The 21,184-nt window shown below is 65.2% G+C and carries 22 protein-coding genes; 12 read left to right on the forward strand and 10 right to left on the reverse strand.

Features of this window, described 5'->3' with window-relative positions; all coding sequences use genetic code 11:
* Positions 1-23 precede the first annotated feature (23 nt).
* The 3 genes from hemE to J5Y21_RS03430 are packed head-to-tail and all read left to right on the forward strand — an operon-like array spanning position 24 to position 3,297.
* Positions 24-1,073, forward strand: coding sequence for a uroporphyrinogen decarboxylase (hemE, locus tag J5Y21_RS03420; RefSeq protein ID WP_210572863.1), 1,050 nt, complete (start codon positions 24-26; stop codon positions 1,071-1,073).
* Positions 1,073-2,470: a protoporphyrinogen oxidase gene (locus J5Y21_RS03425; RefSeq protein ID WP_210572865.1), complete on the forward strand. Its 1,398-nt coding sequence runs from the start codon at positions 1,073-1,075 to the stop codon at positions 2,468-2,470. The genes hemE and J5Y21_RS03425 overlap by 1 nt, the downstream gene beginning before the upstream one ends.
* 35 nt (positions 2,471-2,505) lie before the next feature.
* A complete protein-coding gene (locus J5Y21_RS03430; RefSeq protein WP_210572867.1) occupies positions 2,506-3,297 on the forward strand; it encodes a VTT domain-containing protein in 792 nt (263 codons plus the stop codon).
* Between the two features lie 11 nt (positions 3,298-3,308).
* Here J5Y21_RS03430 and J5Y21_RS03435 read toward each other — a convergent pair whose 3' ends face one another.
* From J5Y21_RS03435 to J5Y21_RS03460, 6 genes are read right to left on the reverse strand one after another with little or no spacing between them, the layout of a single operon-like run.
* The gene (locus J5Y21_RS03435; RefSeq protein ID WP_210572869.1) at positions 3,309-4,115 is read right to left on the reverse strand and encodes a TRIC cation channel family protein; all 807 of its coding nucleotides are present in this window, start codon (positions 4,113-4,115) and stop codon (positions 3,309-3,311) included.
* A gap of 33 nt (positions 4,116-4,148) precedes the next feature.
* Positions 4,149-5,381, reverse strand: a complete 1,233-nt coding sequence (gene galK, locus J5Y21_RS03440; protein WP_210572871.1) for a galactokinase — start codon at positions 5,379-5,381, stop codon at positions 4,149-4,151.
* Entirely contained in the window at positions 5,378-6,487 is a 1,110-nt protein-coding gene (gene galT / locus J5Y21_RS03445; protein WP_210572873.1) for a galactose-1-phosphate uridylyltransferase, read from the reverse strand. Before galT ends, galK begins: the two co-directional genes overlap by 4 nt.
* Entirely contained in the window at positions 6,488-6,802 is a 315-nt protein-coding gene (locus J5Y21_RS03450; protein ID WP_246874907.1) for a hypothetical protein, read from the reverse strand.
* 46 nt (positions 6,803-6,848) lie between these two features.
* Complete coding sequence (locus J5Y21_RS03455) at positions 6,849-8,492, reverse strand: sodium:solute symporter family protein (protein ID WP_210572875.1); 1,644 nt, start codon at positions 8,490-8,492, stop codon at positions 6,849-6,851.
* A gap of 18 nt (positions 8,493-8,510) precedes the next feature.
* Entirely contained in the window at positions 8,511-9,416 is a 906-nt protein-coding gene (locus J5Y21_RS03460; protein ID WP_210572877.1) for a hypothetical protein, read from the reverse strand.
* Positions 9,417-9,534: 118 nt separating this feature from the next.
* Between J5Y21_RS03460 and hemL the strand changes: the two genes are divergently transcribed.
* From hemL to J5Y21_RS03495, 7 genes are all read left to right on the forward strand, one after another.
* Positions 9,535-10,875, forward strand: a complete 1,341-nt coding sequence (gene hemL, locus J5Y21_RS03465; protein WP_210572879.1) for a glutamate-1-semialdehyde 2,1-aminomutase — start codon at positions 9,535-9,537, stop codon at positions 10,873-10,875.
* Positions 10,876-10,902: 27 nt separating this feature from the next.
* Positions 10,903-11,505 (forward strand): histidine phosphatase family protein, encoded by a 603-nt coding sequence (locus tag J5Y21_RS03470; protein ID WP_210572881.1) that lies wholly within the window; start codon positions 10,903-10,905, stop codon positions 11,503-11,505.
* Positions 11,505-12,116 carry a TlpA disulfide reductase family protein gene (locus J5Y21_RS03475; RefSeq protein ID WP_210572882.1) on the forward strand — a complete coding sequence of 204 codons (612 nt, stop codon included), beginning with the start codon at positions 11,505-11,507 and terminating at the stop codon, positions 12,114-12,116. Before J5Y21_RS03470 ends, J5Y21_RS03475 begins: the two co-directional genes overlap by 1 nt.
* Positions 12,117-12,899, forward strand: a complete 783-nt coding sequence (locus J5Y21_RS03480) for a cytochrome c biogenesis CcdA family protein (protein ID WP_210572885.1) — start codon at positions 12,117-12,119, stop codon at positions 12,897-12,899.
* A gap of 33 nt (positions 12,900-12,932) precedes the next feature.
* Positions 12,933-14,657, forward strand: coding sequence for a cytochrome c biogenesis protein ResB (locus J5Y21_RS03485; RefSeq protein ID WP_210572887.1), 1,725 nt, complete (start codon positions 12,933-12,935; stop codon positions 14,655-14,657).
* Between the two features lie 91 nt (positions 14,658-14,748).
* Positions 14,749-15,771, forward strand: a complete 1,023-nt coding sequence (gene ccsB / locus J5Y21_RS03490; RefSeq protein WP_210572889.1) for a c-type cytochrome biogenesis protein CcsB — start codon at positions 14,749-14,751, stop codon at positions 15,769-15,771.
* Positions 15,772-15,872: 101 nt separating this feature from the next.
* On the forward strand, positions 15,873-16,136 hold the full coding sequence (locus J5Y21_RS03495) for a helix-turn-helix transcriptional regulator (RefSeq protein WP_210572891.1): 264 nt from the start codon (positions 15,873-15,875) through the stop codon (positions 16,134-16,136).
* Here J5Y21_RS03495 and J5Y21_RS03500 read toward each other — a convergent pair whose 3' ends face one another.
* Entirely contained in the window at positions 16,137-16,448 is a 312-nt protein-coding gene (locus tag J5Y21_RS03500; RefSeq protein WP_210572893.1) for a hypothetical protein, read from the reverse strand.
* A 55-nt stretch (positions 16,449-16,503) separates the two neighbouring features.
* On the opposite strand from J5Y21_RS03500, the gene J5Y21_RS03505 reads away from it, so the two are divergent.
* Positions 16,504-16,842 carry a DUF4229 domain-containing protein gene (locus tag J5Y21_RS03505; protein ID WP_210572896.1) on the forward strand — a complete coding sequence of 113 codons (339 nt, stop codon included), beginning with the start codon at positions 16,504-16,506 and terminating at the stop codon, positions 16,840-16,842.
* A 37-nt stretch (positions 16,843-16,879) separates the two neighbouring features.
* Here the strand turns inward: J5Y21_RS03505 and J5Y21_RS03510 are convergent, their stop codons facing one another.
* Positions 16,880-17,821 carry an AEC family transporter gene (locus J5Y21_RS03510; protein ID WP_210572898.1) on the reverse strand — a complete coding sequence of 314 codons (942 nt, stop codon included), beginning with the start codon at positions 17,819-17,821 and terminating at the stop codon, positions 16,880-16,882.
* A 42-nt stretch (positions 17,822-17,863) separates the two neighbouring features.
* Positions 17,864-18,922 (reverse strand): 1,4-dihydroxy-2-naphthoate polyprenyltransferase, encoded by a 1,059-nt coding sequence (locus tag J5Y21_RS03515; protein ID WP_210572900.1) that lies wholly within the window; start codon positions 18,920-18,922, stop codon positions 17,864-17,866.
* A gap of 58 nt (positions 18,923-18,980) precedes the next feature.
* Between J5Y21_RS03515 and J5Y21_RS03520 the strand changes: the two genes are divergently transcribed.
* Positions 18,981-19,859: a glycosyltransferase gene (locus J5Y21_RS03520; RefSeq protein ID WP_210572902.1), complete on the forward strand. Its 879-nt coding sequence runs from the start codon at positions 18,981-18,983 to the stop codon at positions 19,857-19,859.
* A gap of 152 nt (positions 19,860-20,011) precedes the next feature.
* Here J5Y21_RS03520 and menE read toward each other — a convergent pair whose 3' ends face one another.
* Entirely contained in the window at positions 20,012-21,148 is a 1,137-nt protein-coding gene (menE, locus tag J5Y21_RS03525) for an o-succinylbenzoate--CoA ligase (protein WP_210572904.1), read from the reverse strand.
* Positions 21,149-21,184: the final 36 nt, after the last annotated feature.

The raw sequence follows: 21,184 nt of genomic DNA on the forward strand, positions 1-21,184 counted from the left end.
ACCGATGGGCCACAATGGACTGCATGACCCGACGTGAGCTGAATCAAGCCCCCATTGTGGAGGCCGCTTATGGCCGCACGCCGTCGCGAACCCCGGTGTGGTTCATGCGGCAGGCTGGCCGTTCCCTACCGGAATACCGCGAAGTGCGCGAAGGCATCGCCATGCTGGACTCGTGCTTCATGCCGGAGTTGCTCGCGGAGATCACGCTGCAGCCGGTGCGCCGCCACGATGTGGATGCGGCGATTCTGTTCTCCGATATCGTCGTGCCGCTCAAGGCCGCCGGCGTGGACGTGGAGATCGTGCCGGGCCGCGGCCCGGTGATGGGTGCACCGATCCGCACGAAGGAGGATGTGGCCAACTTGCCGGTCCTCGACCACGAGGTCGATGAGGTCGCCCAGGGCATCAGCCACATTCTCGACGAGTTGAACGACACCCAGGCGCTCATCGGTTTCGTGGGTGCGCCGTTCACGCTGGCCAGCTACCTCGTCGAGGGCGGGCCGAGCAAGAACCACGAGAAGACCAAAGCCATGATGCACGGCGACCCGGACACGTGGCACGAGCTGATGCGCCGCCTGGTGCCCACCATCACGGCGTTCTTGCGCACCCAGGTCACCGCGGGCATCGACGCGATGCAGCTCTTCGATTCCTGGGCAGGCTTCCTCACCGAGGCCGACTACCGCCGCCACGTGCTGCCGTATTCGACGGAGATCCTGGAGACGGTCGCGGGCGAGATCCCGCGCATCCATTTCGGCGTGTCCACGGGCGAGCTGCTCGGCGCTATGTCGGAGGCATGCAGCGAGGTCATGGGCGTCGATTGGCGTGTTCCGCTCGACCGCGCCGCGGAGCGTTTCGCCTCGCCGCGCGTGCTGCAGGGCAACCTTGATCCGGCGATGCTCTTTGCCGGTGCGGACGTCGTCCGCGAGGAGGTCGCGCGGATCAAGGCCGAGGCCGCTCGCGCGATCGAGGATGGCACCGCCACGGGCCATATCTTCAACCTCGGCCACGGCGTGCTGCCCACCACTGATGCCGAGGCCATCACCGAAGCTGTGCGCATTATTCACGAGGAGAGCTAATGAAAATCGCCATTATCGGCGCAGGACTCGCTGGACTCACCGCCGCGTACGAACTCCGCGGCACGGATGCGAAGGTCGACGTCTACGAAGCCACCGACCGGATCGGCGGCAAGCTGCACACCGTCGCTTTCGAGGGCGGCCCGACGGACATGGGCGCCGAAGCGTTCATGGCGCGGCGCCAAGACGCAGTGGATTTCTTCACCGAGCTCGGCCTGAAAAATTCGCTCGTGGAGCCGTCCGGCCTGCGTTCACTCGTGTGGGTCGACGGGCAAGCGCGCCAGCTTCCCACGGCCGGAATCATGGGCATCCCGGGGCGCTCGGAGAGCGTCGCGCATCTCGTGTCCGACGAAACAGCGAAGCTTATCGACGAAGAATCCTCCCGCCCCGGCTTCACCTGGCCCGCGGAAGGCGACCTGAATGTCGGCGCGCTAGTGCGTGAGCGCTACGGCGACGAGGTGGTGGACAATATCGTGTCTGCGCTGCTCGGCGGAGTGTACTCCTGCACAGCCGACGACCTTGGCGTGCGTGCGACGATCCCGCAGCTGGCCGCTGAATTCGACCGCCTCGCTGCAGAATCTCCAGACCGCACCGTCCACCTGTCCACCGCCGTGCAGAACCTGGAAGAACAGCAGGCCCGAAAGCGCAAGGAGCTGCCCACCGGCCACGGTGCCGTGTTCAACGCCTTCCGCGACGGCTATCAGGAGGTCTACGAGGCCCTGGCGGAGAAATCCGGTGCGGATATCTACATCGACGCGTTCATCTCCGCGATCGAGCGGGTCGAAACTGGCTTCCGCCTCAAAGGCGGCCAGGACACCGTCTACGACCACGTGATTCTCGCCGTGCCGGCGCCGACGGCGGCTCTCTTGCTCAAGCAGGTCGCACCGGAGGTATCCACGACGCTGTCTGGAGTGAAGCTGGCCAATTCGGTCGTGGTGGGCATGCGCTTTGCCACCGACGAAGGCCTGCCGGAGAACTCCGGTGTCCTCGTGGCCACAGGCGCCGATGATGTCACGACTAAGGCGTTCACCTTCTCGTCGCGCAAGTGGCCGCACCTTGCAGAGCGCGGCGGCGCGCTCGTCCGGGCGAGCTTCGGCCGCTTCGGCGACGACATCGCCATCCGCGCCGACGAGGACGACCTCGTCGACTGGGCACTCGATGACCTCGCCACCATCACCGGTTTCGACGGCCGCGAAGCAGGACTGGAGGAGATTTACGTCCAGCGGTGGTTCGGCGGTCTCCCACGCTTCGATGAGGGACATGTGCAGGTGGTGGCGGACGTCGAGAAGCAGCTTGCTGATGTCGACGGAATCTCCGCCACCGGTGCCTGGGCCGGTGGAGTCGGCGTGCCCGCGGTGATCGCGCACGCGCGCAAGGTGGCGCAGGCGCTGGCGCGCTGACACTTCGCGGCATCGACGCGGTAGGTTAATGAACCATGTCGTCGACCAGCAACGAAGAACACCAGCCGATACCGGGACACGAACCGGCTGATCCTCCGGCGGATCAGCCCACCGGCGGTGAGCCTGCCGCCAACGAAGCGGAGCGCGAATGGTGGGAAGAGCCCGGCATGCCGTGGAATTCCAAGCCCACCAAAGAGGACTACTGGTGCTTGGGCTGGTTCGGTTTCGTCGGCATCTTCGGCTTGGCGCTGATCCCGCTGCGCGCGTGGCTGCTGGGCCTGGAGCCGCCGATCCTGCTGGCACTGACTGGCTCCCGCATCGGCGCCGCGTCCACGGGCGCGCTCGCCTCGATCGGGGAGGCCTCAGGCTGGATCTGGTACGTGCTCATTGGCTCGCTCATGGCGATCAAATTCGACTGGGTTTACTGGTGGGCCGGCAAGCTCTGGGGCCGCGGCATGCTCGAGGTGCAGGCGGAGAATTCCCCGCGCATGGGCAAGAATATCGACCGGGTTGAACGCTGGTTCCACAAACTCGGCTGGCTGGCCATCTTCCTCGCCTACCTGCCCATTCCGCTGCCGATCAAATTCGTCGTGCTCGTTCTCACCGGCGCGACGGGCATGTCGTGGCAGAAGATGCTCCTCCTCGACTTTTTGTCCAAGACCGCGTGGACGCTGCTGTACTTCTGGCTCGGTTGGATGATCGGCGACCCCGTCGTCTACGTGCTCGAGCAGTACGCGAAGGTCGCCAACTGGATCGCGATCGGCCTGCTGATCTTCGTCTTCATCGGCATCTTCCGCCGCCAGTCGAAGAACGAGTCGAAGGCCTAGCCACCGCCGCGCTACCGGCTCGCGGCGGTGGGGGAGGTGCCGGCGCGTTCGAGGACCTCGTCGTGGAGATAGATGCGGATGAGGTTCAGGACGTCTTCGTCCTTAGCGTCGGCGATCGCGTCTGCAATATTCGTCACCGAGTCATCGGGGGACATGTTCAACTCGGCGGCGATGCGGCGGTCGAGGGAGCGTTCGGTACGTGTCGGCTGGTGGGCGCGGGCGGTGCTGACCCAGTAGACGGCCATGGACATCACTGAGGCAGCAACCGAAGAAATCAGCATGCCGACCCACGCTTTGACCCCAAAGTGCGTGAAGCCTAGCGTCATCGCGCCGGCGAGCAGCGAAGGGAAGACGAGCATCTTCTGCGACGTGAAAAGTGCCGGGATCTTGCCCAGCACCACGTCGCGGACGAGCGCACCGCCTGTGGAGGTGATCACGGCGAGCAGGAGTGCGGCGATCCACGACAGATCGTTGACGATCGCGTGGGTCGCGCCCACCACCGACCACACACCGACAGTGACCACGTCGAGGTAGAAGCGGACCTGGTCCCACAGCGCGCCCTCAATCTGGACGAAGAAGGCGATCGCGGCGCCGATGACCGCGATGATGAGATACCAGGGGGATTGGAGGGCGGCAGCCGGACCGTTGCTGAGCAAACAGTCGCGGATGAGGCCGCCGGCGAGGGAAGAGATCAGGGCGATGAAGCCGAAACCGACCACATCGAAATTCATGTTCTTGGCCACAGACCCGCCGACCATCGCGGCGAGCAGGACACCGGTGTATTCGAGGATGTAATAAAAAGTGCCGAAGTCATTCACCCCGGCGATCCTAAAAGACCGCCGGGGGCTTAGCTACAGATGCAGCTGGAACTGCCGGGCACCGTCCTGGGCGCTCGTGGCGTAGATCGTGGGCACAGGGAAACCGCCGGCGCGGGTGGCCTCCTCGATGGCGGCGGCGACAGCTTCGGTGCGGTCGTCCGGGCACAGGGCGATGATGGAGCCGCCGAAGCCGCCGCCGGTGATGCGGGACCCGATGGCACCGGCGCCGATTGCAGCGCGGACGGCGGTCTCGAGGGCGGCGGGGACGATCTCGTAGTCATCGCGAAGCGATACGTGGCTGTCATTCATCAGTTCGCCGAAACGCTCGATATCGCCGGCTTTGAGCGCCGCGACGGCCTCGATGGTGCGGGCGGTCTCAGAGTGAACGTGGCGCACACGGCGGCGCACCACCTCCGGGTCGTTGCCGAGGGCCTCGTCGGGGTTCTCAGCGGCCCAGGAAACAGCGTGTTCGACCACATCTTCTTCGCGGAAGGTGCAGTTGAGGGCGGCTGCGGCGGCGTCGATAAGCCCGCGCCGGGAGCTGTATTCGCCGGTGGCGTGGGAGTGTTCGACGCGGCTGTCGGAGACAAGCAGCGTGTAGCCTGCGAGTGCGCACGGCACTTGCTCGTGGGTGCCGTCGAGGAAGTCGAGGGCCAGTGCGTAGCCCGCGCGGCCGCGCACGACTGCGTTCTGGTCCAGCCCGCCGGTATTTGCGCCGACGTAGAAATTCTCCGCGCGCATCGTCGCGGCGATGAGGTCCTCGTCGCTGGTTCCCAGCTCATACAGGTCGCGGGCGGCGGCGCCGACGGCGCACTCGAGTGCCGCGGAGCTGGACAGACCCGAACCGAGCGGGACGTCGGAGACCACCGCGATATCCATCCCGCCGGCGCCCAGAGCGTGGACCGTGCCCGCGATGTACCCGCGCCAGTCGGGCACGATGCCGGGCTGGGCGTCGGGGGCATTGACGGCGGCGTCAAGGTCAGCAAGCGTGACGGAGGCGTCGAGCAGCTCGCCGTTCGGTGCCTGCGACAGCATGTGCAGGACACCGTCGGAACGCTTGCGTGCGGCGACTGCGGTGGCCATCGTGGTGGCGAACGGCAGGCACACGCCGAAGGCGTAGTCGACATGGTCGCCGATCAAATTCACGCGGCCCGGGGCGACCCAGGTGCCGGTGGACTCCGCCGCATCGGGGCCGACCTGTTCAACGAGGAAATCGCGGGCAGCGGCGGCGAGCTCTTCGGGCGAACGGGTGGCGGGAACGATCATGCGTAGTGCTCCTTGATGGTGGCGGCGATGGTCTCCGGGGTGGTGTCGTTGATCCACGCACCCATGCCGGACTCGCTGCCGGCGAGGTACTTCATGCGGTTCGGCGAGCGCATCAGCGAGAACAGCTGCAGGTGGAAGCGGCCGTCAGCGGGCGTATCGACGGGCGCCTGGTTCCACGAGGCGATGTAGGGCGTGCGGTCCACGCCCTCGAAGAACTGGTCGACGGCCGCGAAGAGCCTGTGGCAGATTCCCGCCAGATCATCCCGTTCTTCCTCGGTCAGCCCCGCGAAGTCCGGCACGGCGCGTTTCGCCATCACCATGACCTCCAGCGGCCATTTCGCGGCGGCGGGAGTGAATACGCAGAAGTGCTCGGAATCGTCGATCACGCGGGTGGCGGCGCGCAATTCGGCGGCGAGGAGGTCGTCGAAAAGCTCGGTGCCGTGCGCTTTGCGGTGCTCCCGCGCATGCCGGGCGATCGCGGCGGTGCGCGGCGGCACGAAGGGATAGGAGTAGATCTGCCCGTGCGGGTGGTGCAGTGTCACACCGATTTCCTCGCCGCGGTTTTCAAAGGGGAAGACGGCCTTCACCTCGTCGATGGCGGAAAGTTCGGCGGTGCGGTGGGCCCAGACGTCGATAAGCATGCGCTTCCGCTCGAGCGGAAGGTCCGTGAACGAGCCGTCCGCGTCGGGCGTGAAACACACGACCTCGCAGCGGGAGAGCGCCGGGGCGCGCTGGAAGAGGTCTTCGCCGTCGACGCGCGGATCGTAATCGTCCGCGATCGTTTGGCGCATGCTTAACGACGGAAACCGGTTCTCGAATACCGCCACCTGATAATCCGCCTCCGGGATCTCGCTCGGCTTCTGGCCCGGGCGCGTCGGCGCCAACGGGTCCTCATTCGCCGGCGGGAGGAATGTGCGGTTCTGGCGGTGCGCGGCGTAGATCGCCCACTCGCCCGTCAACGGGTCACGGCGCAGCCACGACTCGGTTTCCACCTGCGGCAAGCCGCGCTCATCGACAGCGGTGCGGTCGGGGGTGCCGGGCTCGTCGAAATAGATGAGCTCGCGGCCGTCGGACAGTCTCGTGCGGGTGATCTTGAGATTGCTCATTTAGTCTGTGGCTTCCAAAGTCTCGGGGTCGAAGGAGATCGGGCGCAACCGTGCCCACACGAAGAAGATCGCCGCGGACACGGCCAGCGCGATGCCCACCCACAGGTTATCGCTCGCGTTCTTCGCGGCGCCGGTGTCGGCATTCACCCCCGGGTCGAGAAAGAAAGAGCAGATGATCAGGACGATGCCGTAGAAGCCCAGCAGTGCGCCGATGACATTGCGGATATCAAAGGCGTCGGTGGCCGAATTCGCCTCCGGCTGGTCGGGCTGCGGTGTATTCGCGGAGTCGTGCCCGCGGGAAATCGAAGTAGTCATGCGAATCAAATCCTTTGCGTGATTGGGAATCTGCGGCCGCGGGAGATCACAGGAAGACCAGGTTCAAGGCCACGACGAGGACACCGGCGATGATGCCCAGCGGGACGGTGCGCTGGAACCAGGGGAGGGCAGCCTCGGAGGCGTCGACAAGCTGGTCCTGCGGGGTGACGCTGCGGACGAAACCGACGAGCTCCTCGTCCGGCTTCGGCGCGGTGAACATCGAGACAATGACACTGACGGCGATATCCACGACGAATGCCAGCGAGGCAGCGACGAATGCAGTGCCCTGGCCCGGCAGTGTGACCACGGGGTTCTCGCCAAGGGACAGCGCCCAGAAGCAGATCGCTGCAGCGGTACCGGCGACCAGGCCGGACCAGCCAGCATGCGGTGTCATGCGCTTCCAGAACATACCGAGGATGAACGTGGCGAACAGCGGGGCGTTGAAGAAGCCGAACAACGTCTGCAGGTAGTCCATGATATTGCCGAAATTCGCGGCCAGCAGCGCGGTGAACACGGCGATCACGGTCGCACCCACGGTGGCCAGGCGGCCGACGCGCAGGTAGTAGTTGTCCTCTTTGTCCTTGACCACGTAGGTCTGCCACAGGTCGTAGCTGAACACGGTGTTGAACGACGAGATATTCGCAGCCATGCCCGCCATGAACGCTGCGAGCAGGCCAGCGATGCCGACACCCAGCAGGCCGTTCGGGAGCAGATCCCGCATGAGGTACAGCACGGCGTCATTCGGGTTGGCGGCCCCCTCCATGATCGGGGTCACCAGGACGGAAGCGATCATGCCGGGCACGACCACGATGAACGGGATGAACATCTTCGGGAACGCGCCGATGATCGGGGTCTTGCGGGCCGAAGCGAGCGAATCGGAGGCCATGGCGCGCTGCACCTCGACGAAGTTCGTGGTCCAGTAACCGAAGGACAGCACGAAGCCCAGACCGAAGACGATGCCCACCACGGACCACACCGGATGTTCGAAGCCGGACAAGCCCTGTCCCGGCCATGCGGAGAAGTGCGTCGGGTCGTTGATCTGCTCTTTCAGGCCGTTCCAGCCGCCGACGTGGCGAAGGCCGATGATGGTCAGCGGCAGCAGAGCGGCGACGATGACGAAGAACTGCAGGACCTCGTTGTAGATCGCCGCAGACAGGCCGCCGAGCGTGATGTACGCCAGAACGATCACGGCGGCGACGACGAGGGTGGCCCACAATGGCCACCCCAGCAGTGCCTCAACGACGGTGGCCAGAAGGAACAGGTTCACACCGGCGATGAGCAGCTGCGCGATCGCGAAGGACAGCGCGTTGACAAGGTGCGCGGCGGGGCCGAAGCGCTTGAGCATGAACTCCGGCACGGAGCGGACCTTGGAGCCGTAGTAGAACGGCATCATCACAATGCCCAAGAAGATCATGGCGGGCACGGCGCCGATCCAGAAATAGTGCATGGTCTGCACGCCGTATTCCACACCGTTGGCGGACATGCCGATGATCTCCACCGCACCCAAGTTGGCGGAAATGAAGGCTAGGCCGGTGATCCACGCGGGCAGGCCGCGGCCGGAAAGGAAGAAGTCGATGGAGGACGACACTCCCCGCTTCGCAGCCCAGCCAATGCCTAAGACAAAGACGAAGAAGACTGCGACGAGCAGGTAGTCGACCCAGGAGGCATCGAGCCGCAAGGCCGTATCCATGTGCAGGGGACTCTCTTTCTAGTTTTCAGAAGTGATGGCCCGCACCGACCAGCCCACCGTGAGGCGGGAGCCGGGTTCGAGCACGGTCAGGCCTTCGCCGGTGGCGAGGGCATTCGGGGGAGCGGTCATCGGTTCGACGGCCACATGGCGTTCCGGGGAGGTGAAGAGCTGGGTCCACGGCAGATTCGCCGTGGCGGCCAGCTCCACGCCGGTCCCGGAGGCGTTCACCAACCGCGCGATGCGGGGCTGGTCGGCGACGGGGTCGAAGCCGGCGTCGTCAAGCCACATATCGCGCATCCGGATGGGACTGTGCGGCCAGGGCTCGCGCGCCCCGGCGGGGATGTTGTACTCATTCAGCGGCTGACGCTCGGCGATGGTGTGGTGCAGGGTGCACTCGTCGAGCGGCGCCCCTTGCGCATCCAGGTAGGTGTGCACGCCGAGCGCGCACGGCGCCGGTTCATCCGCGAGGTTCACCGCAGTCATGGATGCCTCGAGACCGGAATCGGTAAGCGCGTAGTGCACGGAGAGCTCGATCGGCCACGGCCAGCCGGGCTCGGGTCCGAGAACTGTGCGTAATGTCACTTCGTCCGGTGCCGTTTCGGGGGCATTTTCTGTCTGCGGGGCATGGATTTCGAAAAGTCGCTTCAGCGTGAAGCCGTGCAGGGCGTGGCCCAGCGACGGCTCCGTCACCGCGAGTTCGCGCCGCGTTCCGCCGAAGACATAGGTCGCGTCGGCGACGCGGTTCGGCCACGGCGCAAGCACGACATTCGCGGCTTGCGGCGGGTGCGTGCCCTGCGCAAAAGTGCGCAGCAGCGGGCGCGAGTCCACCGTCAGTTCGCGCACAGCAGCGCCCGATGCGGAGACTGTTGCCCTCACCGCGCCGCGGCAAAGCGTTATTTCAGGGACCGAATGGTCAACATCCATACGCGGAATTATCCGCCCGTATACCCCCGAACCGGAAATCGTCTTTCCGTTTGTGGGTGTGTCTCAGCTCCATTCGGGGTGCGTCGCATGTTTGGGGCTCTGTCCTAGAATCGACGGCATGACTTCTCACGATTCGAACCAGCCAACGTCCGCCACGTCCCAGAACACCGCCCGCTCGGCAGAGTTGTTCGAGCGCGCGAAGACGGTCACGCCCGGCGGCGTGAATTCGCCGGTGCGCGGCTTCGGTTCCGTGGGCGGGCAAACGCGTTTCATCAAAGAAGCGCACGGCTCGACGCTTATCGACGTCGACGGCAACTCCTATGTCGATCTCGTCGGCTCCTGGGGCCCGATGATCCACGGCAACACTCACCCCCAGATCGTGGAGGCAGTGGAAAAAGCCCTGAAAAACGGCTTGTCTTTCGGCACCCCGACTGAGGCGGAGGTCCGTCTGGCGGAGCTGATCGTGGACCGCACCAGCGTGGAGCAGGTGCGCATGGTCAATTCCGGCACGGAGGCCACGATGAGTGCGGTGCGCCTGGCCCGCGGGTACACGGGCCGGCCGAAGATCCTGAAATTCGAGGGCTGCTACCACGGCCACGTCGATTCCCTGCTGGCGTCCGCCGGGTCCGGTGTGGCCACATTCGCTCTGCCCGACACCCCGGGCGTGACCGGCGCGCAGGCCGGCGACACGATCGTCGTGCCCTATAACGACCTGGATGCTGTGCGCGAGGCATTCGCCGCGCACCCGGGCGAGATCGCCGCGATCATCACGGAGGCAGCCGCGGGCAATATGGGCACCGTCGCCCCGGTCGACGGCTTCAACCAGGGGCTCAAGGACATCGCGCACGCCGACGGCGCGCTGCTGATCATCGACGAGGTCATGACCGGCTTCCGCACCTCCTACCGCGGGTGGTTTGGCGTCGACGGTGTCGCCGGTGACCTGACCACCTTCGGCAAAGTCGTCTCCGGCGGTCTGCCGGCGGCGGCTTTCGGCGGGCGTAAAGAGATCATGGAGAAGCTCGCCCCGACCGGCCCCGTCTACCAGGCCGGCACGTTGTCAGGTAATCCGGTGGCGATGGCGGCGGGTGAGGCGTCGTTAAGCATTGCTTCCGAGGAGATCTACCCGCAACTGAATGCCAACGCCGACCGCCTGGCCACCCTGCTGCACGATGCGCTCGAGCGCGCGGGCGTGGCGCACAATATTCAGCGCGCGGCCACGATGCTCTCCGTGCGTTTCGCCGAGGGGCAGGGCAATGATTTCGCGGATATGAAGGCGGCGGACACGTTCCGGTACGCGCCGTTCTTCCACGCGCTTCTCGACGAAGGCGTCTACGCCGCCCCCAGCGCCTTCGAGACGTGGTTTGTGTCCACGGCCTTGACCGATGCAGACTTTGAGAAGATCGAACAGGCGCTGCAGCCCGCAGCAGCCGCAGCGGCCGCGGCCACGCCGGACGCATAAACAACTCCGGCGGAGAGGAGCGAACCTATGGCGGAAACCGTCGTGCACCTCGTGCGCCACGGGGAAGTCCACAACCCGGGCAAGATCTTGTACGGGCGGTTGCCGGGCTTCCATCTGAGCTCTCGCGGGCGCTCCATGGCGGCGCGCACCGCGACGACCTTCAAAGGCCGCGACGTGACCTACCTGGCGGCATCCCCGATGGAACGCGTGCAAGAAACCGCCGCACCCATCGCCGAGGTGACCGGCCTGGAGATTCAGACCGACCCCGACCTGATCGAGGCCGGCAACACCTTCGAGGGCCTGCGCACCAAGGGCTTTCCGTCGCAGCTGATGAATCCGATCCGTTGGCGCCACATGACCAACCCGCTACAGCCGAGCTGGGGTGAGCCGTACACGGAGATCCTCGAGCGCATGCAGCGCGCTGTTGCCACCGCTCGCCGGCACGCTGAAGGACACGAGGCGATTTTGGTGTCCCACCAGCTGCCCATCGTGATGGTGCAGCGCTGGGCCGCCGGCAAGAAACCGGCGCACGTCTCGCGCACGTGCGACCTAGCCAGCGTCACCTCGCTGACCTTTGACGGCGACACGCTGACCGGCTGGACCTACGACGAACCGGCGAGGGATATCTGATGCGTTCGACAAGATACAAGGCATTTTCTGTTCTCGCGGCAGGGGCGGTGGCGCTGTCGTCGCTTTCCGCCTGCGCGACCACGAATTCGAGCGAGACCTTCTCTTTCCACTCGCCCGGCGGGCAAGTGGAAATCTTCTACGACGAGGACGAGCGTGCCCCGCTGGAGGATTTCTCCGGTGAATCGCTGATGGAGCCCGGCAAAGAAATCTCCCTGTCGGACTTCGAAGGTCAGATCGTCGTGCTCAACGCCTGGGGCCAGTGGTGCGCCCCGTGCCGCGCGGAGGTCGACGACTTGGAAGAGGTCCACCAGCATCTCACGGCGCCTGCTGACGGCGGCACGCCAACTGGCACTGTGCTGGGCATCAATGTGCGCGACTACCAGCCGGAGATCGCCCGGGACTTCGTCACCGACAACGGCGTGACATACCCGTCGATCTACGACCCGCCGTTCCGCACCGCGGGTGCTCTCGGCGGCATCCCCACCTCGGTGATCCCCACCACCGTGATCCTGGATAAGCAGCACCGCCCGGCCGCGGTGTTCCTGCGCGAGATTTCCGCCGATGACATCATTCAGGTCACCGACCGCCTGGCAGCCGAGGCAGAGGCGTAGATGGGACAGACATTCGCTGATCTCGCCGCCTCCGGCCCGCTGCTGCTGGGAATTCTCGCGGCGGCGCTCGCCGGCCTGGTGTCCTTCGCCTCGCCGTGCGTGATCCCGCTGGTGCCCGGCTATATGTCGTATCTCACCGGCATCGTCGGCGGGGAGGTGACGCTGGACCGCGGCGAGCTGGCCGTGGGTCGGAAGCGCAAATGGGCAGTAGTCGGCGCTGCAGGCCTGTTCATTCTCGGCTTCACCGTGGTCTTCCTGCTGGCCACCGTCACGGTCTTCGGGGCGATCAGCCTGATCAGGCTCAACGAGGAGACGCTCATGCGCGCCGGCGGTGTCATCACCATCCTCATGGGACTGGTGTTCATGGGCACCGTGCCCATGCTGCAGCGCGACACCCGCATGCAGCCGAAGAAATGGGCGACCTGGCTCGGCGCGCCGCTGCTCGGCGGGGTCTTCGCGCTTGGCTGGACCCCGTGCCTGGGGCCCACGCTCGGCGCGGTGATCTCCGTGTCGGTGGGCACCGAGGGGTTCACTGCCGTGCGCGGCATCATCCTGGTCGTCGCGTACTGCCTCGGGCTTGGAATCCCGTTCCTGCTCATGGCGCTCGGTTCCGCGCATGCGGTGGAGGCCATCGGTTTCCTGCGCAAGCACTCGCGTACTATCCAGATCATCGGCGGGGTAGCCATGATCGCCGTCGGCGTGCTGTTGCTCACCGGGGCGTGGAACAGCTTCATCGGTTGGACCCGCCAATGGGTGGACGGCTACGGCACGACCTTGCTGTAGTTGTAGTGGACCTGAAAATGATTCGGAAACGACATGCTTAACACCGCGACGAACTGGGCGAAGAAACTCTGGCACTGGTTGACCAGCATGCGCACAGCGCTGGTGCTGCTGTTTTTGCTCGCCCTCATCGCTGTGCCGGGCGCTCTGCTTCCGCAGCGTGAAATCAGCGAGAGCCAGGTCAACGAATACCTAGACGCCAATCCGGTCATGGGCAAGATCTACGACAAGCTCATGCTTTTTGACGTCTTCTCGTCCCCCATCTTCGTCGCCCTGCTCACCCTGCTGATCATCTCCCTGATCGGCTGCATCATTCCGCGCTCGATCGACCACTACAAGGCGTTTAACGCGAAGCCGACCCGCGCGCCGAAATACCTGCACCGCATGCCGCACCACGCCGCCGGCGAGGTGGACATGTCCATCGACGAGGCCACCGCGCGCGCGGAGCGCACCCTGCGCAAGTGGCGCGTCGCGCGCTACGAGCCCGCCGACGACCGCGCCGGGGCACTGTCCCTGTCCGCCGAGCGCGGTTACGCCCGCGAGCTTGCAAACCTGCTTTTCCACATCGCCATCGTCGCGCTCATCGCGATCTTCGCTTACGGCCGCATGGTCTTCTACGAAGGCCAGGTCATCGTGGTGACCAACTCCGAATCCGAATACGCGGTGCCCGTGGAGCAATCGCGCGAATTCTGCAATACGTCGCCCGCCAACTTCGACACCTTCCGCGCCGGACCGCTTTTCGACGGCACCGGCCTTACCCCCTTCTGCTTCATCTCCCAGGACTTCACCGCGGAGTACCTGCAGAACGGCCAGGCCGATTCCTTCGGTTCCCGCGTCTCGTATGCCGAGGGCGAGGACATGGCTACCGACCCGGAGACCTGGGAGGACTACACCCTGGCGGTGAATCACCCGTTGCGCATCGGCGGTGACCGCGTGTACCTGCAGGGCCACGGCTTCGCCCCGCAGATCACCGTGACCTGGCCCGACGGGGAGTCCCGCACGCAGATGGTGCAATACCGCCCGACGGACCTGACCTTCTTCCTGTCCAACGGCGTGATGCGCTTCGACCCGCCGGCCGGCATGTACCCGGACCTGGGAGAGCGACGCCAGCACCAGCTGGCCATCGAGGGCGTGTTCGCCCCGACCGCCCAGTGGACGGGCCCGAACGGCGATATGCTGCAGTCCGCCTTCCCATCAATGGACGACCCGGCTGTCTCCCTCGACGTCTACGCCGGCGATGCCGGGTTGGACACCGGGCGACCCCAGAATTTCTTCGCGCTCGACCAGACCCTCATTGCCAACGGCCAGCTCGAGCGCGCCGACCGCATCCAGCTCGCCGCCGGGGAGGAAGTGCAGGTGCCCACGGGCAAGAAGACCCCGGACGGCGAAGACGAAGTGGTCACCATCCGCTTTGACGGCGCCGCCGAATACGCCAATTACCAGATCTCCCGCGATCCGACACAGTTCTGGGCTCTGGTGGCCACCACGTTGATGCTCGCCTCCCTGGTGGGCTCCCTGCTGATCAAGCGCCGCCGCATCTGGGTCCGCTTCACGCCTGCTGGTGACGGGACGACCCGGGTGGAGCTCGCCGGCCTCGCCCGCACCGACCGTGCCGGCTGGGGCAGCGAATTCGATGATGTGGTCGACGCGATCCTGCGTGGCCGCGGCGAGAAAGACGAAGACTCCGAAGACATCGACAGCAATGAAGCTGACGATCAGTACGACGACGATGACGAAGACGACGTAGAGGAGTGGCACTAGCTTCTGCCCGATCGGGGAGCTGTACCCCCGGAAGCGTCCGCTACGCTGCTGTTCCTTGGTCGTTTCGGCCACGTCGAGTAGCGTGAGCTTCATGCACGTCAATACCTCCCTGGCCCAAGTGTCGGACCTGTCGCTGCGGACCGCCTTCGCTGTCTACATCGTGGCGCTGGTCCTCGCCTGCATTCACTACATGCGCTCGCAGGCAGTGATTGATCTGCGCCGCGAGCAGAAGGCCGAGGCGAAAGCAGAGGCTAAGGACCGCGAGCTCATCGCGGTGGGCGACGGGGGAGCGGAGGCGCTGGGTGACGTCGATAAGCCAGCTGTGACTTCCGGCGACTTGGAAACCGCGCGCGAACGCTCCCGCAAAATGGCGGGTGCCGCGCAGGGCCTGATCTGGGTCGCGATCGCGTTCCATGTGGTCGCGACCGTGACGCGCGGCCTGGCTGTGAGCCGTTTCCCGTTCGGCAATATGTATGAGTTCGTGCTCACTTTCACGGCTGTCGCGATGGTGGTCGCGGCCGTGATTATTCAGAAGAAGCGCTGGCACACGATGTGGCCGTGGCTGCTCGCGCCCGTGATCGTGCTGATCTTCCTCGACGCGACGGTGCTGTACGCGGAGGCCGCTCCGCTGGTGCCGGCGTTGCAGTCCTTCTGGTACCCGTTCCACGTGTCCACCGTGTCCATCGGTGCGTCGCTGGGCCTGATCTCCGGCATGTTCTCGCTGCTGTACCTGCTGCGCATCTGGCAGCCGCGCGGTAAGGAGAAGGGCTTCTTCGGCGCTGTGGCGAAACCACTGCCCACGGCGAAAAAACTCGACTCGTACGCGTACAAGACCGCGATTGTCACTCTTCCGGTCTTCGGCATCGGCATCATGCTCGGCGCGATCTGGGGAGAGGTGGCCTGGGGCCGCTTCTGGGGCTGGGACCCGAAGGAGACCGTCGCGCTGATCACCTGGATCCTCTACGCCGCGTACCTGCACGCGCGCGCCACCGCGGGCTGGAAGAACGCGAAGGCCGCCTGGATCAACGTCGCCGCGTTTGCCACCGGCGTGTTCAACCTCTTCTTCATCAACCTGGTCGCCAGCGGCCTGCACTCCTACGCCGGTCTGAACTAATTCCCAGCGGTTTCAACGCTACTTTTGGGGTACTGGACTATCTCACTGTGTTGTAGTAACAATTATTCACCACCCCACGTTCAGTGAGAAGGAGACTGTAGGTGCCTTCACCCCGCAAGAAGTTCGGCAAGCCCGCCAGCGACATTCCCGTGCTGATCAAGCTCGGCGAGGCCTTGGCGCAGCGCCGCCGTGAGGCCGGCCGGTTGCAGCAGGAAGTCGCCACCGCTGCTGGGGTGTCCCGCTCCACCTTGCACACCATCGAGCACGGCGGTGCTGGTGTGCGGTGGGAGAAGGTCGCGGCCGTCGCCAACGCTCTCGGCCTCACCATTGAATGGGTGGAGACCTCCGAGGCGAAAGCCGAGTAGCTAGCTCTCCGGGTTTGTCGGCCCGCTTGCTCCGCCCGGTTCGTCCGGGCGGTTCCCGCGTTCACGCCGCTGGCGGCGCTCCTCTTCTTCACGCGCTTTGCGCTCGGCTTCTTCCTTCGCGCGACGTTCCTTGAAGCGGTTCTTCTCGATATTCCAGAGGAATTCTTCATCGTCGTCCGGCCCCTTGATTTCAGGGGTCTGCTGCTTGTTGGGGCGGAGCGAACCGTAGCGCTCGTTGCTGCCCGGTCCGAACGCGCGCCACAGCAGCCAGGCTGCGACGATGATGAGCACAAGAAGGAGTAGGCGTCCCATACCTTCACGATACTGGTTCGCTTCCCGCCACCTGGCCCGGGTACGCTGAACAACCGTGACGGACCCAGCAACACCCGCAGCCAGCCAGGACACCGGCGCGCCCGCCTTGGACGCCGAGGTGCGCAAGCGCGCGAACCGCGCGGCGTTGACTTACGGTGGGCTGCGTCTCGGGCTTTTCATCGTTCTCACGGTGGTCATTCAATCAATCGCACTGCTTATCGACGCACCCATCCCCCTCGTCATGTCCGCCCTCCTCGCCCTGATCGTGGCTTTCCCGCTGTCCATGCTGATCTTCTCCAAGCAGCGCGTCGCCGCCACTGAGGCCATGGCGACCTGGAACGAGCAGCGCCGCGCCCGCAAGCAGTGGGTGACCGACGAGCTGGCGGACCGCTAAAGAATCTTTTCCCATCTAGTCCGCGCGCAGTCGCGGGCTAGATTCCTTTGCCGAATAGCAGCGCGATGGCGATCATCGCGGGCAAGGACGCGAATGTGGTGATGAAGACGGTGTCGCGCGCGACGGTTTCGCCCACTCGGTAGTTCGCCGTGTAGTTGAACACGTTCTGCGCCGTCGGCAGCGCGGACAGGATCACCGCGGCGTAGAGCGCCGTGCCGTCGAGCCCGGCCAGCAGACCCAGCACCCACGCCGCGGCCGGCATGAAGACCAGCTTGAGCGCCGACGCGGTGATCGTCGCCGGGCGGTCCGGCCCCTCAGCGAGAACGCTTCCGCCGCGCAGGCTCGCACCGAAGCTCATCAGGATCATCGGGATAGAAGCCCCACCGAGAATCTCCAGCGGCTCCATCACCGGTGCCGGCACCGTCCAGCCCGCGGCGGAGATCAGCAGACCTGCCAGCGGTGCGACCACGACAGGTGCGGTGATGCCAGTCTTGACTGCTTTCAGCACGTTCTGTCCACGGGAGTTGCTCGAATCCGGGTTCACGTCCAGACCCGCGATGATGACGGGGGAGACGATCACCATCTGCATGAGCAGCACCGGCGCCACGTAGGTCGCGTCGCCGATGACGTAGATCGCGATGGGCAGGCCGATATTCACCGAGTTGAAATAGCTTGCCGACGCCGCCCCCGCCATCCGTGTCGGCACATCCGCCCGGAAGAAAACGGTGGAGATGATCCAGAACACCGCCATCGTCACCGCCGTGGCTAGGAAGACCACTACGACGACGGGGGAGAGGAATGTGGAGGTGTCCGACTTCGCCACCGTGGTGAACAGAAGCGACGGCGACGCGACCCAATAGGCGACCCGGTTGAACATCAGGCGCTGCTCGCCTTCCCCGATGACACCGCGGTGGGCCAAGATATAGCCCGCGCTGATGACCACGAAGATGATGGCGAAGCCGGTGATGACGTCTAACACGTGCGAGTTTCTCCCAGCGGGGTCATGGCCCCGCAGTTCAGATCAGTATTGCGCGTCGTCGGGAATGTGCATGGTCCAACCGAAATCAGAGTAGGGGATCGTCTGACCCAGCTGCATGAACGGGGAACCGGCGATGAGCGCGCCGGCGAGAATCACAGACCAGATCAGCATCGCGCGACCGTTGGCCCCCAGAACCGGGATCAGTTCTTTTCCTTCAGCCCCGCGCTGAACCTTCAGCACCGAGCCGATGGCCAGGGGCAGGGCTGCCAGCGCCAGCAGCGTTGGGGCGTAGGCAGCGCCGATGAACACCGTGATCACGAAAGGCGTCAAGGTCAAGACGGTGAAAAGACGGCGCGCGCGGACGTCGCCAAGCATGACTGCGAGCGTGCGCTTCCCAGCTTCCGTGTCAGTAGGGATGTCGCGGATATTATTCGCGAGGTTGATCGCTGCGGAGATCGCGCCGACACCGACCGCACAGCCGATGCCCACCCACGTGATCGTGCCCGATTGCGTGTACTGCGTACCCAGGACAGCGACGAGGCCGAAGAAGACGAAGACGGAGACCTCGCCGAAGCCCCGGTAGCCGTACGGGTTTTTCCCGCCGGTGTAGAACCACGCCGCGAGAATGCACACCGCGCCAACGAGGATGAGCCAGGGAGCGCTCACCGCTGCCAGGATCCCCCCGGCTATCGCAGCCACACCGAAAGAAATGAACGCGGCTAGTTTCACCTGCTCCGGCCGCGCCAAGCCGGAGGCGGTCAGGCGGGTGGGGCCGGTGCGGTCGTCGTCAGTTCCGCGGATGCCGTCGGAATAGTCGTTGGCGTAATTGACACCGATGATCATGCCCATAGCCACGATCAGCGCGAGCAGTGCCAGCGGCAGGTTGCACCAGAACTCGAATGCGGCGGCGCCCGTGCCAGCGATCACGGGGGCGGCGGCGTTGAACCACGTGTGCGGGCGCGCGGCCTCCCACCAGTCCTTCGCGGTGGCGCCTCCCGGCGTGTCGCTCTTAGGGTTTTCGGTATCCGTGAGATCCACGCGCGTGCTGCCGTTGTCGCTGGATTCGTCGGGATTCGGGGTCGTGTCGTCACTCGCGGTCATGACACCCATCATGCACGCAAAACATCGATTTGGTGAAGCTCGACTAAAGTAACGCTTCATGTGGATCGACTATGCCGTCCGCCAGGTCTTGCACACGGCTGGAACGCTCGCTCGCCAGCCGGGCTTGCTCTTGGCCACCCGCGCACGACGCTTGTCGTTTCCTGAGCTCGGCGATGCTGGTGATCACGACACGGTCATCTCGTTGACCACGCACGGTAAACGCCTGTCCACCGCTGTGTACTGCATCGCGTCCCTGTTGGTGGGTACCCGCCGTTTGCCGGTCATCCTCTGGCTCGACGAGGACGATTATCACGGACCCTGGCCGAATGGCCTTCACCGCCTGCGCGACCGCGGACTGATCATCCGCTGCTCCGACGGCAACTACGGCCCGCACACGAAGTACTACGGCACGTTTCAGGAGTTCGCCGGCACAGGCACCCGCGTGATCACTGTCGACGATGACATGATGTACCCGCGCTGGTTCGCGGAGAAACTCGTCAACGCCGCCGATGCTGACCCGAACTGTGTGGTCGCCTATCGCGCTCACACGATCACCCTCGACGAGAGCGGCATGCGCCCGTACAAGGAGTGGCGCGCGACCCGCTCCACTGCGCCGTCCCCGCGCCACTTCGCCACCGGTGTCTCCGGTGTCGCCTATCCGCCGTCAATGGTGGACTACGTCGCGGAACAGGGCACCAGCTTCGAGGACAAAGCCCCGCGCGCCGATGACGTGTGGCTCAACCACTGCGCCCTTCGCTCTGGACACCTGGTCCGCCAGGTCTACCCGCACCCACGCGAGTTCTCCGTCATCCCGGCTAGCCAGCGCGAGGCCCTCGTGCACCACAACCACTGGCGCGGCGGCAATGACGTCCAGATCGAGGCGACCTACACCGACGAGGACGTGGATAAGCTCCAGGCCGCCGTTCCGGTGGACTGAGTGTCCGCCGCTCTTATCCCGCCTTCGTGATGCGTCTGAAAAAATCGACACCGGCGCTATCGCGATAGTTTTATAAGTGCAGGTAGAGAGACTTCAAGTTGATTTTGAATAGTATGTCTTGTCGATTTTTTCAATGAACACCGAGCGTCTGACTAGAACAGCTCGCGCACCGCGATCCGGTCGACCTTGCCCGGCCCGGTAACGGGCATCTCCCTAAGGTGGCGCACATCCTTCGGCACCTGCCAGCGGGGGAGGTCGTCGAATGCTTCCATCAGGTCGCTGACAGCGGCGGAACCGGTGTAGGCGGCGCAGACCTGGTGGCCGAAGCGGTCGTCGGGAACGCCGACGACGCAGGCGCCGGTAACACCGTCGAGGCCGAGCATGAATTCCTCGAGGACTTCGGGCTGGAGCTTCAGCCCGCCGGTCTCAATGATGTTGTCGAGCCGGCCGGTGACGCGGAGAACACCGCGAACCAGCTCACCGGCATCGGACGTGGCGTACCAGCCGGGCTCCGCGAAGACCTCGTGGTCGGGGATATTCCGGTAGCCCCGGGCGATCATCGGCCCGCTGAGGTAGATCCGCCCGCCGGTCACACGCACCTTCGCCCCGGCCAGGGGAGTGCCGTCGTAGACGCAGCCGCCGGCGGTTTCCGATGAGCCGTACGTGGTCACCACGTTGATCCGCAGTTTGGCTGCCGAGGAGAGCATCTTGGGGTTGATGCGTCCGCCGCCGACGAGGACGGCGCTGAACAGGCGGAGCGCTTCGATACCGGCCAGGGTGCTCATCGCTTTATTCAGCTGCATCGGGGTAAGCGCGGTGTACAAGCGTTCGCCGGTGGCGGCGAGCTCATCGGCGCGTGCGGCGAACTCGCTGACGCGGAACCCGCCGGTCAAGTCCACGAAGGCTGGCTCGACACCCGCGACCATGCTGCGAACGAGGACCTGAAAACCTGCGATGTGGTGTGCGGGCATCGCTAGCAACCACTGGCCCGGCCCACCGAGGAACTGGTGAGTGGCATCGGCGCTGGACACGAGGTTGACAGGCGTGAGTTCAGCGCCTTTCGGCGTGCCCGTGGACCCGGAGGTCGCCAGCACTGCCGCGACGGAATCATCGATTGACTGGCCCGCACGCATCGTCGTGCGCAGGGTGTCCGCCCGGTGGCGGTCGTTCTTCGGCACCGGCAGTACCGCGCACTGCCCCGCGATCGCCGCCTCCAGATCCGGCATGATCGCCAGCGGGTCGGCGAGGTCTACGGGGAGCAGTTCGAGCATGTTCGGCACGCGCGTCATCCTAGCGCGGCCCTGTCTCCTCCCGTGGGAGGAGGA

The sequence above is a fragment of the Corynebacterium sp. Marseille-P3884 genome, assembly GCF_017942225.1.
In the GTDB taxonomy this organism is placed as follows: domain Bacteria; phylum Actinomycetota; class Actinomycetes; order Mycobacteriales; family Mycobacteriaceae; genus Corynebacterium.

Excerpts from the sequence above, each read along its gene's own strand:
- J5Y21_RS03515 (WP_210572900.1), bottom strand. The coding sequence starts at position 18,922 with ATGACCGCGAGTGACGACACGACCCCGAATCCCGACGAATCCAGCGAC.
- J5Y21_RS03470 (WP_210572881.1), top strand. The coding sequence starts at position 10,903 with ATGGCGGAAACCGTCGTGCACCTCGTGCGCCACGGGGAAGTCCACAAC.
- J5Y21_RS03520 (WP_210572902.1), top strand. The coding sequence starts at position 18,981 with ATGTGGATCGACTATGCCGTCCGCCAGGTCTTGCACACGGCTGGAACG.
- galT (WP_210572873.1), bottom strand. The coding sequence starts at position 6,487 with ATGAGCAATCTCAAGATCACCCGCACGAGACTGTCCGACGGCCGCGAG.
- J5Y21_RS03425 (WP_210572865.1), top strand. The coding sequence starts at position 1,073 with ATGAAAATCGCCATTATCGGCGCAGGACTCGCTGGACTCACCGCCGCG.
- J5Y21_RS03480 (WP_210572885.1), top strand. The coding sequence starts at position 12,117 with ATGGGACAGACATTCGCTGATCTCGCCGCCTCCGGCCCGCTGCTGCTG.
- J5Y21_RS03455 (WP_210572875.1), bottom strand. The coding sequence starts at position 8,492 with ATGGATACGGCCTTGCGGCTCGATGCCTCCTGGGTCGACTACCTGCTC.
- J5Y21_RS03430 (WP_210572867.1), top strand. The coding sequence starts at position 2,506 with ATGTCGTCGACCAGCAACGAAGAACACCAGCCGATACCGGGACACGAA.
- J5Y21_RS03475 (WP_210572882.1), top strand. The coding sequence starts at position 11,505 with ATGCGTTCGACAAGATACAAGGCATTTTCTGTTCTCGCGGCAGGGGCG.
- J5Y21_RS03500 (WP_210572893.1), bottom strand. The coding sequence starts at position 16,448 with ATGGGACGCCTACTCCTTCTTGTGCTCATCATCGTCGCAGCCTGGCTG.
- J5Y21_RS03485 (WP_210572887.1), top strand. The coding sequence starts at position 12,933 with ATGCTTAACACCGCGACGAACTGGGCGAAGAAACTCTGGCACTGGTTG.
- J5Y21_RS03460 (WP_210572877.1), bottom strand. The coding sequence starts at position 9,416 with ATGGATGTTGACCATTCGGTCCCTGAAATAACGCTTTGCCGCGGCGCG.
- galK (WP_210572871.1), bottom strand. The coding sequence starts at position 5,381 with ATGATCGTTCCCGCCACCCGTTCGCCCGAAGAGCTCGCCGCCGCTGCC.
- hemL (WP_210572879.1), top strand. The coding sequence starts at position 9,535 with ATGACTTCTCACGATTCGAACCAGCCAACGTCCGCCACGTCCCAGAAC.
- ccsB (WP_210572889.1), top strand. The coding sequence starts at position 14,749 with ATGCACGTCAATACCTCCCTGGCCCAAGTGTCGGACCTGTCGCTGCGG.
- J5Y21_RS03450 (WP_246874907.1), bottom strand. The coding sequence starts at position 6,802 with ATGACTACTTCGATTTCCCGCGGGCACGACTCCGCGAATACACCGCAG.
- hemE (WP_210572863.1), top strand. The coding sequence starts at position 24 with ATGACCCGACGTGAGCTGAATCAAGCCCCCATTGTGGAGGCCGCTTAT.
- menE (WP_210572904.1), bottom strand. The coding sequence starts at position 21,148 with ATGACGCGCGTGCCGAACATGCTCGAACTGCTCCCCGTAGACCTCGCC.